This window comes from Nocardia niigatensis NBRC 100131 (assembly GCF_000308655.1).
GTDB classification, from domain to species: domain Bacteria; phylum Actinomycetota; class Actinomycetes; order Mycobacteriales; family Mycobacteriaceae; genus Nocardia; species Nocardia niigatensis.
The window spans coordinates 1-13,190 of sequence record NZ_BAGC01000023.1 but is presented as its reverse complement, the minus strand read 5'-3'; the positions used below and the strand labels follow the sequence as shown (position 1 = coordinate 13,190).

Sequence of the window (13,190 nt, the reverse complement as noted above, 5' to 3'; positions counted from 1 at the left end):
ACGACTGTCTTTCCGAGCGATCAGAGACGGCGTCCGCCGTCGACGTAAATGGTTTGGCCGGTGACGAAGGAAGCGTCGTCGGAGACCAGGAAGGACACCACGTTGGCGATGTCGGCGGGCTCGCCGACGCGGCGCATCGGGGTGATCTTGGCGGCCTCGGCGCGGAACTCCTCCGGCGAGACGCCGACGCGGGCGGCGGTGGCATCGGTCATCTCGGTGACGATGAAGCCGGGCGCCACGGCATTGACATTGATGCCGAACGGGCCCAATTCCATGGCGAGCGTGCGGGTCAGGCCCTGGATGCCCATCTTGGCGGCCGAGTAGTTGGCCTGGCCGCGGCTGCCGAGCGCGGACACGCTGGAGGTGTTCACGATCTTGCCGGACTTCTGCTTCACCATGTACTTCTGCGCCTCGCGCGAGCACAGGAAGGTGCCCTTCAGATGTACCGACATGACGATGTCCCAGTCGTCCGCGGACATCTTGAACAGCAGGTTGTCGCGCAGCACGCCGGCATTGTTGACCAGCACGTCCACCGAACCCAGTTCCGCCGCAATGCGTTCGAACGCGGCGATGACCTGCGCCTCGTCGGTGACATTGCAGCCCACCGCGATGGCCGTGCCGCCCTTGGCGACGATGGCGTCCACGGCGTCCTTGCAGGCGGCCTCGTCGAGATCGACGATGGCGACGGCGAATCCGTCGGCGGCCAGGCGGGCGGCGGTGCCCGCGCCGATCCCGCGGGCGGCGCCGGTCACGACTGCGACTTTCGACATGAGTGAATCTCCTTGTCCGGTAATGGCGTTCAGAGGAAGGCGTTCACGCCGGTGAGGGCGCGTCCGATGAGCAGTTTCTGGATCTGGCTGGTGCCCTCGTAGAGGGTGAGCACGCGGGCGTCGCGCAGGTACTTCGACACCGGGTACTCGTCGATGTAGCCGTATCCGCCGAACACCTGGATGGCATTGTTGGCGGCCTTCACCGCTGCCTCGCTGGCGAACAGCTTGGCGACCGAGGCCTCGGTGCCGAACGGCTTGCCCTTCCCGACCAGGTCGGCGACCCGCCAGGTGAGCAGCCGCGCCGCCTCGACATCGACGGCGATATCGGAGATGAGTTCCTGGACCAGCTGATAGGAGGCGATCGGCTTGCCGAACTGCTCGCGCTGCTGAGCGTATTTCACCGCGGCCTCCAGGCAGCCGCGCGCGACGCCGACACACCCGGCGGCCACACCCATGCGGCCCTTGTCCAGGGCGGCCATGGCGATCTTGAAGCCGTGGCCCGGTTCACCGAGCCGGTTGGCGTCGGGCACCCGCACCTGATCGAGGACCAGTTCGGCGGTGGCCTGGCCGCGCAGGCCGAGCTTGCCCTTGATCTCGGTGCGCGTGAAGCCGGGCGCGTCGGTGGGCACCAGGAAAGCGGTGACGCCCTTGGGGCCGGGGCCGCCGGTGCGGGCGAAGACGAGGGCGACGTCGGCCCAGGTGCCGTTGGTGATGAACATCTTGGTGCCGGACAGCAGCCAATCCTCGCCGTCGGCAACGGCTTTGGTGGTGAGGCTGCCCGCATCGGAGCCGGTGCCGGGTTCGGTGAGGCCGAAGCAGCCCAGGGACTGCCCAGCGGTCAGGCGTGGCAGCCACTCCCGCTGTTGCGCCTCGGTGCCGTAGGTCTTGATCGACTTGGCGACCAGGCCGAGCGAGACGGACACGATGCCGCGCACCGAGCTGTCGCCGCGGCCGAGCTCCTCGAGCAGCAGGCAATAGTCCAGGGCGGTGCCGCCGGAGCCGCCGTACTCCTCCGGAATCTCGATGCCGAGGAAGCCCATCTCGCCGAGCTTGCCGACGATCGCGGTGTCGACGGCCTCGGCGCGATCCCAGGCGGCGGCATACGGGACGACCTCTTTGTCGACCCAGGCGCGGGCCAGATCGCGCAGTTCGCGCTGCGACTCGCCGAGTTCGAAGTCCATGGTGGTGATAGCTCCTAACCAAACGTTGTTAGGTTTATGACTCGAAGTTATCCTAACAGTGTTCGGTTAATCAAGGACCGGGTGATAAATTCGACGTCCGCTCGGGGGATCACCGGGGTCTTCCGCCGAAGGAGGTGAGCCGGATGGCCAGGCCGAAGGTGCCGCTGCTGAGCCGCGAACGGATTCGCGACGCGGCCCTGACCCTGATCGACCGCGACGGACTCGCCGAACTGTCCATGCGCAAGCTCGCCGCCGAGCTGGGCGTGCAGGCGGCGTCCCTCTACACCCACTACCCCACCAAGGACGCCGTCCTCGACGACATCGCGGGCGGCCTCATGGCGCGGGTGGACGCCTCCGCCTTCAGCCAGGGCTGGCGGGTCGGGCTCACCTCATGGGCGCACTCCTACCGGGACGCCCTGGTCCGCCACCCCAATTTCGTCGCCTACCTGGCCGCCGGTCCCGGCACCCGCGAGGAGAATCTGCGCGCCGCCGACGCCGTGCACGGCGGGCTGGTGTCCGCCGGCTGGCCGCCGCGCGACGCCACCATGATCGGTGCGGCCACCCGCTACCTGGTCATGGGCGCCACCATGGGTTCGTTCTCGCGCGGGTTCGTCGACGATGTCCAGGTCTACCGCGACCGCTACCCGCATCTGGAGCAGGCGCACCTGCTGCGCGCCAAGGCCGACGAGATCGACTCCGAGAGTTTCGAATTGGCGCTGTCGGCCTTCACCGACGGCCTGCAGTTGCGCTTCGATGCCATCGAGAAGGAGCGGGCCCGCCGCCGGCAGACACGCTCGCACCCCCGGTCCGGCTAGGGGATGCGACCCGCCGACGTTTCACTCAGCGGGATAGTTCTGGTCAATTGTCCGAATTTGCCGCGAAAGTGCCGAACCCCGGCTAGGTTGCCGCGCATGTCTCGTACTCGTGCACTGGTGGCCGCCGCCGCGCTGGCCGCACTCCCGCTGGCCACGGCCGCCCCGGCAACGGCCGCACCCGCGGTGAACAAGGTCGTGGTGATCGGCATCGACGGCACGCTGTGGAGCGAGGTGCAGGCGGCCAATGCCCCGAACCTGGGCCTGCTCGCGGCCCAGGGCACCCTGGCGCGGACCTCCATCGCCCCGCACACCACCATGTCGTGCGTCTCCTGGGCGACGGCCCTGACCGGGGTGTGGGATACCAAGCACGGCATCAAGGACAATGACTCCACCTGCACCCCTGCGCCTTTCGCACAGTATCCGACGGTGTTCACGCAGCTGGAGCGTGCGAAGCCGAGCCTGGCCACCGCGTCGCTGGGCACCTGGGACAAGATCGGCATGATCGCCCGGACCGGAAATCCCGCGGCGGACAAGGTATCCGTGACGCAGGTCGATCCCACCGGCGCGGGAGTCTGTGAGACGACCGCGGATTCGAACGCCGCGGCGCAGGTGGTGTCCGCCATCACCGACGACGGCGCGGATTTCGTGTTCACCCACCTCGATCAGGTCGATATCGTCGGCCACACCCTGCGTGGCATCTGGCCGCAGGCGTACCGGGATGCCATCGGCCGGGTGGACACGCTGGTCGGCAAGATCACCAAGGCGGTCGACGATCGCGCCCGTACGCACGCCGGCGAGCGCTGGACGATCCTGGTGACCACGGACCACGGGCACAAGCCCGAGGGCGGCCACGGTGGCCAGAGCGCCTACGAGACAGCGAGTTTCATGATCGCGCGCGGACCGGACTTCGCCGCGGGCGCGCAGAACAACGGCTACACCCTGGCCGACATCACCCCGACGGTACTGGACCTGCTGGGCGCACCGGCGGATCCGAACTCCGACGGCCGCTCGGCGCGACTCGGCGGTTCCGGTGATCCCGCTGCCACACCGCCGAACACACCCGCCATCGACTCCGGCATCACCGGTTCGTCCTCGGGCTCGGCGCAGATGCTCATGGTCAACAATCCGCTCTGCCTGGTCGCCAGCGGCTCGGCCGGTGGATCCTTCGGCAGGTAACCGGTCAGCGCGCCGCCGCGGAATCCGCCCCGCCTGCGGTTGAATTCCAGCCTGTGGAGCCCAAAGCGAAGCGCCTACTGATCCTCGCCGCGATCATCCTCGCCGCATCCACCTACACCTACGCCCTCGCCCCCGGCCACTCCGGCGCGGCAATCGCCCTCGGCGCGGTCCTGACCCTCTTCTTCATCGGCAAGGCCATGGGCTAGCCAACACGATCTCGCGGAGCTCGCCGAGCGTCTTCGCGAAGCCGGCGTCTTCGCCACCCGCGGCCTCCCGCTCGGGCCACGCGCCCGCGAAGCTGTCGTAGGTGACCCGGCCGAACAGCAGGGTGTCGGCGGTGGGTGGCGACCAGCGCGGAGACGGCCTCGCCCATCTCGGCGTTGGTGTAGGGGAAGTGCCAGTCCTGCGGGTCGGCGACGATGCCGTCGAGCGAGATGAACGATCCTGCGGTGATCTTGCGCATCAGTGTGTTCCTTGCCGTGTGAGGGTGGTGAGCCGCGCGGTTACCGATAGGACAGGGCCGCCGCGTCGAATTCATCGGTGCCACTGCCCCGTTTCGGCCGGCACGCACCTGGCGAGGGCCGTTCGCCGGGCCGCTGCCACTGCGCTGCCCTTCACCCATTACGCTGTGGCACAACGGAATCCACCGCTCGTACGGTTGGGAACGAGCCTGTGGGAGGCTACGGTGAAGCGCCTTCTTTTCCTGATCATGACGATCGTCTGTGTCGCCTCCACCTACGACTACGCCCGATCGCCGGGCCACTACGGACTGGTCGTGGTGATGGGCATCGTGTGCACGATGTTCCTGATCGGCAAAACCATGGAATAGCCGCTCCCACGTTCACAGCTTCCCGGGGAGTCACGCCTCCGGCCCGCAACCGCTACCCGGACGAACGCTCGACCCGCCGCCTACTCGGGCGTCCTCGCGCATACACCAGGTCCGAAGGGCATTGCCGGACAACGTGATAGCGGCGGTCACCTCGAATCCGGGCCGCTGATGGAAGCGAACATTGCCCTCGGTCGAGGTCTCCAGTAGTGATCGCATGCGAAGGCGCGGGCCAGCGTATCGACGCGGCGGGGGGATCGGCGTCGCGGATAAGCCGGACTGCGGGAGTTGTCATATCGGGCCGACGACAGGGTCGTCCGCCCGGTTCCCGCTGTGCAGTTATGGCGCCGCAAACCAAGGTCAACGGGCGGGGTGCGAGATTCCCGGGAAACGTTCACCGATGTGTTGAGATAGGGAGAACTGTTGGACAGAGCCTGCTTCAACCCGTCGGACGCGAGGAACGAGAGGGTAGCTATGGCAACGCTATTGACCGGGGCGACGGTGTGGGACGGGCTCGCCGACAGCCCCGCGGGGACGCGGGATGTGCTCGTGGACGGGGAGCGGATCAGAGAGATCGCCGAGCACATCGCGGTGCCGGAGGGCGCGACCGTGGTGGATCTGGCCGGGCACACGCTGACGCCGGGATTCATGGATTGTCATACGCATGTCACGGTGAGGCCGGATCTGGTGTCGGCGCTGGTGATGTCGCCGACCGCGACGGCGCTGCGGGCCATACCGATTCTGCGGACGTTGCTGATGAACGGGTTCACGACGGTGCGGGATCTCATGTGCGCGGACCCCGGGTTCAGCGTGCTCGATCTGCGGAACGCGGTCGCGGCGGGGCTCATCGAAGGGCCGCGGATGCTGGTCGCGCCGCACCTGATTTCGGCGCGCGGCGGGCATGGAGACTTCAGTTCGACGATAGCCGGTGTGTTCCAAGGCGATTCGCACGCACTGGAGCTGGCGGCAGCGGACGGCGCGGACGAGATCCGCACCCGGGTACGGCAGGAGATCCGCGCGGGCGCGGATTGGATCAAATTCGGTGCGACCGGCGGGTTTTCGAGCCCGTCGGACGATCCGGCGCACACGACCTACACCCAGGACGAGATGATCGCGCTGGTCGAGGCGGCGCGCGATCTCGGCCGGCCGGCGACCCCGCACTGTTACGGCGACGAAGGCGTGCGCCGGGCGGTCCGGGCGGGAGTGCGCAGCATCGAGCACGGCAATCTCGCTACCGCGGACACCCTCCGCATGATGACCGACCACGACGTCTACCTGGTTCCGACCCAGTTCACGATCCTCGAAGACGCCCGCCACGCCGACGATGACGAATTCTGGTCCGGCAAGCCGGTATACAAGCGCCGCAAGTTCCAGCGCTACGGCAAGGCGCTGCTCGACGGGGCCGAGTTCGTGGCCGCCAGCGACGTCCGGATCGCCTTCGGCACCGACGCGGGCATGTTCCCGCACGCGGAGAACTGGCGGGAATTCCCGACCATGGTGTCGACCGGCATCACCCCGGCCCGGGCACTGCGCGCCGCCACCAGTGTCGCCGCAGAACTGCTGGGCCTGGACGATCTGGGCGTCCTCGCGCCGGGCAAGACCGCCGACATCATCGCCATGCCGGGCGACCCGTTCGCCGACATCACCCTCACCGGCCGGGTCGACTTCGTCATGAAGGCGGGCACGATCTACAAGCAGCCGGCCGAGCATTCCTGACTGCTATCAGGGGCGGCGGGGCGTACTTCGACGCAGCATTCGCCGGGGGCCGGGGCCAGGATGGCGGATACGGCGTCGGTGCCCAGGCCCTCGATCACGCCGCTGAGGTAGGCGTGGTTTAGGCCGCAGACCAGGTCCGGCGCGGCTGCGGCGAGGGGGTGGAAAGGACAGTTGTGCAGGCGAATACAGGCCGGGCTCGGGCGACCGGGTTCGAAGCCCTGGTCGGCCAGCAGGGCATGTAGCAGAGTGAGGGCGCGTTCCACGCCGAGCCGGCCGGGTCCGAGGCGGTCGCGTTCGGTGCCGCCGAGTTCGGCGCCGCGCTGGGCGGCTACCCGCAGTGCCGCCTCGCGGGCGGTCTCGTCCGCGCCCTCGGCGAGTACCGCGGCCATCAGGATCTCGGCGAGGACCTCGTAGCGGCGTTCCGGGATACTCACGCGCACATCGGTTTCCGCGGGTTCGTAGACCTTGGGGGTGCGGCCGACACGGCGCGGGGTTCCGACGGCATCGTAACGGGCCTGGAGCAGGCCGGCGTCCACGAGCTTGTCGAGGTGGAAGGCGGCGAGTTTGCGGGAGATGCCGACCTCGGCGGCGGCCTCGTCGCGGGTGACGGGACGGCGGGCGCGGCGGATGAACCAGTACATGCCGCGACGGAGGTCGTCATCGAGGACGGCGACGGCACCGATCGCGGAAGCGCTGGTCACGTGACCACAATAGCGCCCCTCGTGTTGTCCGAAAGGCGATGGGTACTCCTCCGGCGTGTAGTCCTTGACCCAACCGGGTAATTACGCCAAGAATTATTTCCTAAATTAAAGGCTGGTTGGGAGGTTGTCGTGACCGCTGATCCACAACAGACCGCACCGGATCCGCACCAGGCGAAACACCCGGTGAGCGCGGCGCTGGCCGGGCCGTACGGCCATCCGTTCCATCCGATCCTGGTCACCGTGCCCATCGGGGCCTGGGTGGCGAGCCTGATCTTCGACCTCGGCTCACATGTGGTCGGCGATCCGGCGTTCCTGGCGCGCGGGGCCCTGTGGCTGATCGCCATCGGCGTACTCGGCGCGCTGGCGGCGGCCACCGTCGGATTCCTGGACTTCCTGGCCATTCCGGCCGGCACCCCCGCCTTCCGCATCGGCCTGGTCCACCTGAGCCTCAATCTCGCGGTGACCGTCGCCTTCGCACTGAATTTCGTCTGGCGCCGGGCCGTGGGCACGCACGACGTGGTGCCGTGGGGTCCGCTGGCGCTCACTCTGGTGGCGCTCGCGGCCCTGTCCGTCTCCGGCTATCTCGGCGGCAAACTCGCCTACCGCTACGGCGTCCGGGTAGCCGACGAGACCACCCAGGCCACGGGTTTCCAGCGCTGAATCCCCCGCCCTCTCTCGACAGGAGTTGATCATGGCCATTGCGGCACTCGTCACCTGGCTGCTCACCGCGGCCGGCGGTTTCGTTCTGCTCGGCACCTGGATCGCCAAAGGCGGTGTCCGGCAACCGAGTTCCAGCCACTTCCCGCCGCCCGTCATCTTCGGCCACTTCCTGCTGGCCGCGGTGGGGCTGGTGCTGTGGATCATCTACGTGGTTGTCGACACCAAGGCCATCGCCTGGGTCGCCTTCGCGCTGCTGGTCCCGGTGGCACTGCTCGGCTTCTTCATGCTGATGCGCTGGCTGCCGGTCTACCGGGCCCGCGCGGCCGGCACCGCGGAATCCGAACCGGCCGAACGCCACTTCCCTGTCATGATCGTGGGCGGGCACGGCGTGTTCGCGGTCGTCACCGTGGTGCTGGTCCTGCTGACGGCGCTCGGCGTCGGCTCCTGATTTCGGAACTGGGCGCCGGCGCGAACCGGCGCGGCGCGCGCCGGACACGCGTGAGCCCCGAGCCGGAATCGACTCGGGGCCCAGGACTTTCGCGGCTTTCGCAGCCTACTTCAGGCGCAGGCTGCCGAACAGGCCTTCCTTCTCGTCGTTCGGCCCGGCGGTGAAATAGAGGGCGTCGGCGTCGCCGAGGCTCTCACCGTTGCCGAACATCAGACCCCACAGGCCGTCGATCTCGGCGGGCTTGCCGTCGGCGTCGCGCAGGTAGTCGACGAACGTGCCGGACTGATCGTCGAGGGCCAGGATGTGGCCCGCGCCGCCGAAGTTGCCGACCAGCAGCTTGCCGGACAGCGGGCCGAAGCCCTGCGGCGCGAGGGTGACGGCCCACGGCGCGTTGAGGCGGCCGTCGGCGTCGAGGGTGCGAACCAGCTTGCCGTTCTTGTCGAATTCGGCGACCTGACCCTTCTTGGCCTTGTTGCCGGCGCTCTTCTCCTGGTCCTTGTCGAGCTTGTCCTCTTCACCGGCCTTCAGCTTGTTCGGGTCGCCGCCCTCGGACTGGGTGACGGCGTAGGTGACGAAGACGCGGTCGCCGATGGTGGCGACATTGAAGGGGGCCGGGTCGCCGACCTTCACCTTCTTGCCCTTGGTCGCGTCGGCCGGGTCGATGGCGTCACCGGTGGCGAAGGGGTTGGCGAAACCGGTGGTGGGCACCAGCTTCCAGTCCTTGTCGAAGGTGCGGACCTGCGGGTCCTTGCCGAAGTCGGCGGCGAGCAGCTTGGCGCCGCTCGGGTCCAGCGCGATGCCCTTGAACTTCATGCCGGCCGCGGTGCCGTCGTATTCGAGTACGGCCGGGCCGTCGTGGCGCACGATGGCGCCGCCCGCGCCCTGCTCGGTCCAGCCGGAGATCTTGCCGGAGTCGGTGGCGAAGATGAATCGGGCGGAGCCGGTGAGCTTCTCGTCCTTGCCGTCGTAGCTGACCGGCTGGTCCTTCACCGCGAAGATGTCGGAGGTGATGGGGGCCGGGTTGAAGACGACGCCGGTGGTCTTGCCTTCGCTGTCGTCACCGTCGTCGTCGGGGATGGAGTCGGCGCCCGGGACGGTGACCAGCTTCAGCGGGTCCTGGAACATCTTCTGGTACTTGGCATCCGGCGACTTGGTGACGTCACCCACGAACTGGAAGGAGTAGCCGCCCGCGCCGACCCAGAAGTGCCCGCCGGCGCCCTTGGGACGGTCCGCGATGCCCCAGGCGTTGATGAACTTCGGATCGGTGAACTGGGCCTTGTCCGAGTCCTTGTTCGAGGCGATATTGACCTGGGCGTAATGGTTGCCGTCGAGCGCCTTCACGTTGTCGTCGGTCGACTTCGTATTACTGCAGGCCGCCGCAACAACCAGCGCAGCGCCCAGTGCCGACACGCGCAGCAGGGTCTTGCGCACCGGCGGCATGCCGCTCGAGCGTCCGTTCATCATCAGGTCCTTCCTGCAAACGCCCAGGTTCGGCGTTAGGTGACGCTAACCATAGCTGGAAGGATCACGGGTGTCGTTAGGGGACCCTCATTCAGCTCTGAGCTGGGGATACGCCATCAGTCCAAGGAGCGGTGAGCAAATTTCGGGCCTCCTCGGACCCGTCCAGCGCACGGGTGACGCGCTGCGCGATCCGCCAGCCCTCCGGGGTGCGGGCCAGGCGGAAGTGGTTCGCGCCCGCCCGCCACACGAAGAACTGGCCGTCGCGACGCCGGACCAGCAGCGATTCGCACACCGCCGCGGCGGTGTCCCCGTCCACGATGACCGACACCGGGCCGAGGAAATGCGCCGATCCGGCGGCGATGAGCGATTGATGCGCCTGCGATTCGACCATGGCGCGCACCTGCCCGCGGTCGCGCATATGCCAGCCCTCCACGTCGTATTCACCGTCCTCGGTCCACAATTCGGCGACCGCCTCGGCGGCCCCGGCGTCGACCAGCGGGCCGTAGGCGGCGATCAGGCGGGTGATGGCGAGCTCGTCCTCGACCCGGCACAGCCGGTCCTCGAGGGCGGCGAGACGCTCTTCGATCATGGAAAATCCTTCCGCTACAGGAGATTGCGGTCGACCAGATCGCGCAGTGCGGCGAGCTGATCGCAGTAGTGGGCGGCATCGGAGGCCCGGACGGTGCAGGTGAGATGGGTCGCCCCGGCGACGCGCAGCGCGTCCAGCCGGCGCAGGGCATCCTCGGCGTTTCCGTGCGGATCCAGCGGCACACCGGGCGAGAGCACGACATCGAAACCGTCGGGCACGGTCACGGAGGCGAGCAGATGCGCGATCGCGTCGGCGGGCAGGCCGAACGGCACCCACCCGGTGCCCAGCGACAACGCGCGACGCAGTGACCGTCGGGTGCGCCCGCCCACCCAGATCGGCACGGTGGTGGCGGTGGCGTGCGGTTCGAGCACGAAGTCCTCGACGTCACGGCGGCCCCAGGCCCGGCGCAGCCGGGTCAGCGCGGCGTCGGCCCGGGCGCCCCGGTCCTCCCACGCCGCGCCGAGCAGGGCGAATTCCTCTGCGAGAGAGCCCACTCCGACGCCCAGCACCACCCGGCCGCCGCTGAGCCGGTCGAGGGTGCCGTAGCTCTTGGCCAGCGCCAGCGGATGGTGGTAGCCGAGCACGAGCACCGAGGTGGCGAGCCGGATCCGGGTGGTGCGCGCGGCGAGATAGGACAGCGTCGCCAGCGGATCCCAGTAAGTCGCGCCGCGCACCCCGGCGGCCGACGCGGGCACCCCGACGTGGTCGGAGCAGGTGAGGTGATCGAAGCCGAGTTCGTCGGCGGCCGAGGCGATCCGGGTCAGCTCCTCGGGTCCGGCCGTGGCCTCCCAGGGCGAGGCGACGCCGGGCACCTGCACCACGATCGGCGTGGAAAGACCGAGCCGGACGGTCATCGCACCATCCGTTCCGGCAGGCCCATGAGTCGCCGCATGCCCTTGTCGGCTCGCAGCACGGCGGCCGCCCGATCCGGGTCATTGCGCTGTGCGGCGCCCGCCTCGTTGCCGGACATGATGTGCACCGGCCCGTGTCCGAGCCGCGAAAGCCCTTCGCGCGCCACGTCATCGGGCTCGGACACCGTCATGCCCGGCACGGTGAAGTCGAGTCCGACCCGTTCCATGGCCGGTGTCCGGGTCACGCCGAGCACGAGTTCGAGAACATCCACGCCGTATTCGCCGAGTTCCAGCCACAGGCTCTCGGCGAAGATCCGCCCGAACGCCTTGACCCCGCCGTACACGGTGTGATGCTGCGAGCCCAGATACCCCGCGAGCGACCCGACGAGCAGAATCCCGCCCCGCCCACGGTCTTTCATGGCGCGCCCGAAGTGGTGGATCAGCCCGAGCGGCGCGGTGACGTTCAGATCGATGACCCGCTGGAAGGCGTCCAGATCCCCGTCCACGAACGGCGCGCTGTGCGTGTTCGCACCCGCGTTGAGCACCAGCAGCCCGACCTCCACATCGTCCACCACGGCCGCGATCTCCCCGACCGCTGCGGCCGCGGTCAGATCCAGTGCCAGCGTGCGCACCTCGACCCCCAGCGCCCGGCACTCGTCGGCGGTGGCGGCCAGCGGCTCGGCCCGGCGCGCCACCAGCAGCAGCGCGATCCCCGCCCGCGCCAGTTCCAGCGCGAACGACCGCCCCACCCCCTCCGATCCCCCGGTGATGACCGCCCACGGCCCATAACGCTGCGGATCCACACCGCTCATCGTGACTTCCTCACCTGTGCGAACGAACTCGGTACCCTCCTGTTCTACAAACTTCCGGCCGGAAAAACTAGAGTGAATTCTAGTTTCGCGACATAAGGTGAGGTCATGCCCCGAGTCCCCGAGTCCCGCACGCCCGGCCGCGTGTCGACCGCCCGCCAGCAGGAGCGCCAGCACGCGATCCTGCGCGCGGCCGCCCGCCTCGGCGCCGAACACGGCCTGGACCGGGTTCAGATGAGCGAGGTCGCCCAGACCGCCGGCGTAGCCCTGGGCACCCTCTACCGCTACTACCCGTCCAAACACCACCTGTTCGCCGGCGTCCTGGATCGCGCCATCCGCGAAATGCCCAGTCCCCCTGAACTTCCCGCCGACCCCGTCGCGGGCGCCACCGACTTTCTCAGCACCGCGATCGGCGAACTACTCCGCCACCCCCGCCTGGCCCGGGCGATGCTGGTGTCCATGAACGCGGTCCGAGCCGAGGATCCGGCCCCCGCCACCCCCCTCGCCCAGGACTACGCCATGCCCGACCGCATCCTCGCCGCCGCCGCGATCCCCCACCCCACCCCCGAGGACCACCGCCTGGCACGCCTCCTCGAACAATGCGTCTTCGGCATCCTCACCTGGACCACCGCCGGCCGCCTCACCACCGACCAGGCCCTCTCCGACATCCACCGAGCCTCCGAACTCCTCCTCGCCCCTTGGCGATCGGCACGATGAGCCGGACCAGGGGGCTTGTCGCCATCCGGCACTCCGGATGAGAACTCGAGGCTGATCACGACCGAGACTGCGCCCCAACGGATTTCGCCCCCGGCAGCTCGAGACCGCCCTTCATGGCGAGCCCGCCCGGCTTGGCGGCCGGAGCCGCGGGAGCCTCCGCAGGCGCCGCCTCGGCGGGAACCGGAGCGGCGGAAGCGGATTCGGCAGCGGGAGCCTTCGCACCCGGCACCTTCAGACCACCCTTCATCTGCAGGCCCTTGCCCGGCACTTTGGCCGCACCCTTCATCGCGAGTCCACGCGGCTTCGCGGCCGGTGCCACCGACGACTCGGGGGCGGCCCCGGCGGGCGCGGATTCAGCGGCGGGAGCCACAGCGACGGAAGCGGATTCGGCCGGTGCGGCAGCCTTCGCGCCAGGGGCCTTCAGGCCGCCCTTCAGGTCCAGCCCCTTGCCGCCCGGAGCCTTGGCGGGG

General features: G+C 68.9%; 15 protein-coding genes and 1 pseudogene. 8 read left to right on the top strand and 8 right to left on the bottom strand.

Annotated elements, in window-relative coordinates; translation table 11 throughout:
• Positions 1-20: 20 nt before the first annotated feature.
• The gene (fabG, locus tag ON33_RS06615) at positions 21-770 is read right to left on the bottom strand and encodes a 3-oxoacyl-ACP reductase FabG (RefSeq protein ID WP_040856530.1); all 750 of its coding nucleotides are present in this window, start codon (positions 768-770) and stop codon (positions 21-23) included.
• 29 nt (positions 771-799) lie between these two features.
• Positions 800-1,951, bottom strand: a complete 1,152-nt coding sequence (locus ON33_RS06610) for an acyl-CoA dehydrogenase family protein (RefSeq protein ID WP_040856528.1) — start codon at positions 1,949-1,951, stop codon at positions 800-802.
• Between the two features lie 143 nt (positions 1,952-2,094).
• Between ON33_RS06610 and ON33_RS06605 the strand changes: the two genes are divergently transcribed.
• From ON33_RS06605 to ON33_RS06595, 5 genes are all read left to right on the top strand, one after another.
• Entirely contained in the window at positions 2,095-2,766 is a 672-nt protein-coding gene (locus tag ON33_RS06605) for a TetR/AcrR family transcriptional regulator (RefSeq protein WP_040856526.1), read from the top strand.
• Positions 2,767-2,862: 96 nt separating this feature from the next.
• Positions 2,863-3,942, top strand: coding sequence for an alkaline phosphatase family protein (locus tag ON33_RS06600; protein ID WP_218001378.1), 1,080 nt, complete (start codon positions 2,863-2,865; stop codon positions 3,940-3,942).
• Between the two features lie 53 nt (positions 3,943-3,995).
• Positions 3,996-4,148: a hypothetical protein gene (locus ON33_RS40995; RefSeq protein ID WP_157184437.1), complete on the top strand. Its 153-nt coding sequence runs from the start codon at positions 3,996-3,998 to the stop codon at positions 4,146-4,148.
• A 479-nt stretch (positions 4,149-4,627) separates the two neighbouring features.
• Positions 4,628-4,771 (top strand): hypothetical protein, encoded by a 144-nt coding sequence (locus tag ON33_RS40990; RefSeq protein ID WP_157184436.1) that lies wholly within the window; start codon positions 4,628-4,630, stop codon positions 4,769-4,771.
• A gap of 471 nt (positions 4,772-5,242) precedes the next feature.
• On the top strand, positions 5,243-6,484 hold the full coding sequence (locus ON33_RS06595) for a metal-dependent hydrolase family protein (RefSeq protein ID WP_040856524.1): 1,242 nt from the start codon (positions 5,243-5,245) through the stop codon (positions 6,482-6,484).
• Here ON33_RS06595 and ON33_RS06590 read toward each other — a convergent pair.
• Positions 6,457-7,185 carry a helix-turn-helix transcriptional regulator gene (locus tag ON33_RS06590; RefSeq protein WP_040856522.1) on the bottom strand — a complete coding sequence of 243 codons (729 nt, stop codon included), beginning with the start codon at positions 7,183-7,185 and terminating at the stop codon, positions 6,457-6,459. The genes ON33_RS06595 and ON33_RS06590 overlap by 28 nt on opposite strands.
• Before the next feature lie 129 nt (positions 7,186-7,314).
• Between ON33_RS06590 and ON33_RS06585 the strand changes: the two genes are divergently transcribed.
• Both ON33_RS06585 and ON33_RS06580 read left to right on the top strand, forming a co-directional pair.
• Entirely contained in the window at positions 7,315-7,845 is a 531-nt protein-coding gene (locus ON33_RS06585) for a DUF2231 domain-containing protein (RefSeq protein ID WP_040856520.1), read from the top strand.
• A 31-nt stretch (positions 7,846-7,876) separates the two neighbouring features.
• On the top strand, positions 7,877-8,293 hold the full coding sequence (locus ON33_RS06580) for a hypothetical protein (RefSeq protein ID WP_040856518.1): 417 nt from the start codon (positions 7,877-7,879) through the stop codon (positions 8,291-8,293).
• Positions 8,294-8,398: 105 nt separating this feature from the next.
• Here the strand turns inward: ON33_RS06580 and ON33_RS06575 are convergent, their stop codons facing one another.
• From ON33_RS06575 to ON33_RS06560, 4 genes are all read right to left on the bottom strand, one after another.
• On the bottom strand, positions 8,399-9,754 hold the full coding sequence (locus ON33_RS06575) for a TIGR03118 family protein (RefSeq protein ID WP_245550325.1): 1,356 nt from the start codon (positions 9,752-9,754) through the stop codon (positions 8,399-8,401).
• Between the two features lie 91 nt (positions 9,755-9,845).
• Complete coding sequence (locus ON33_RS06570; protein ID WP_040856516.1) at positions 9,846-10,343, bottom strand: nuclear transport factor 2 family protein; 498 nt, start codon at positions 10,341-10,343, stop codon at positions 9,846-9,848.
• A gap of 14 nt (positions 10,344-10,357) precedes the next feature.
• Positions 10,358-11,197, bottom strand: a complete 840-nt coding sequence (locus tag ON33_RS06565; protein WP_040856513.1) for a TIGR03619 family F420-dependent LLM class oxidoreductase — start codon at positions 11,195-11,197, stop codon at positions 10,358-10,360.
• Positions 11,194-12,006, bottom strand: a complete 813-nt coding sequence (locus ON33_RS06560) for an SDR family NAD(P)-dependent oxidoreductase (protein WP_040856510.1) — start codon at positions 12,004-12,006, stop codon at positions 11,194-11,196. Before ON33_RS06560 ends, ON33_RS06565 begins: the two co-directional genes overlap by 4 nt.
• Positions 12,007-12,111: 105 nt before the next feature.
• Here ON33_RS06560 and ON33_RS06555 point away from each other — a divergent pair, with 105 nt between their 5' ends.
• Positions 12,112-12,720 carry a TetR/AcrR family transcriptional regulator gene (locus ON33_RS06555; RefSeq protein ID WP_040856507.1) on the top strand — a complete coding sequence of 203 codons (609 nt, stop codon included), beginning with the start codon at positions 12,112-12,114 and terminating at the stop codon, positions 12,718-12,720.
• Positions 12,721-12,775: 55 nt separating this feature from the next.
• Here ON33_RS06555 and ON33_RS06550 read toward each other — a convergent pair.
• Positions 12,776-13,190 (bottom strand): annotated as a pseudogene (locus ON33_RS06550) (Fe-S oxidoreductase); the annotation flags it as partial.

Coding starts and splice junctions, on each gene's coding strand:
- ON33_RS06595 (WP_040856524.1), top strand. CDS start 5,243: ATGGCAACGCTATTGACCGGGGCGACGGTGTGGGACGGGCTCGCCGAC.
- ON33_RS06575 (WP_245550325.1), bottom strand. CDS start 9,754: ATGAACGGACGCTCGAGCGGCATGCCGCCGGTGCGCAAGACCCTGCTG.
- ON33_RS06570 (WP_040856516.1), bottom strand. CDS start 10,343: ATGATCGAAGAGCGTCTCGCCGCCCTCGAGGACCGGCTGTGCCGGGTC.
- fabG (WP_040856530.1), bottom strand. CDS start 770: ATGTCGAAAGTCGCAGTCGTGACCGGCGCCGCCCGCGGGATCGGCGCG.
- ON33_RS06610 (WP_040856528.1), bottom strand. CDS start 1,951: ATGGACTTCGAACTCGGCGAGTCGCAGCGCGAACTGCGCGATCTGGCC.
- ON33_RS06560 (WP_040856510.1), bottom strand. CDS start 12,006: ATGAGCGGTGTGGATCCGCAGCGTTATGGGCCGTGGGCGGTCATCACC.
- ON33_RS06555 (WP_040856507.1), top strand. CDS start 12,112: ATGCCCCGAGTCCCCGAGTCCCGCACGCCCGGCCGCGTGTCGACCGCC.
- ON33_RS06605 (WP_040856526.1), top strand. CDS start 2,095: ATGGCCAGGCCGAAGGTGCCGCTGCTGAGCCGCGAACGGATTCGCGAC.
- ON33_RS06580 (WP_040856518.1), top strand. CDS start 7,877: ATGGCCATTGCGGCACTCGTCACCTGGCTGCTCACCGCGGCCGGCGGT.
- ON33_RS06565 (WP_040856513.1), bottom strand. CDS start 11,197: ATGACCGTCCGGCTCGGTCTTTCCACGCCGATCGTGGTGCAGGTGCCC.
- ON33_RS06600 (WP_218001378.1), top strand. CDS start 2,863: ATGTCTCGTACTCGTGCACTGGTGGCCGCCGCCGCGCTGGCCGCACTC.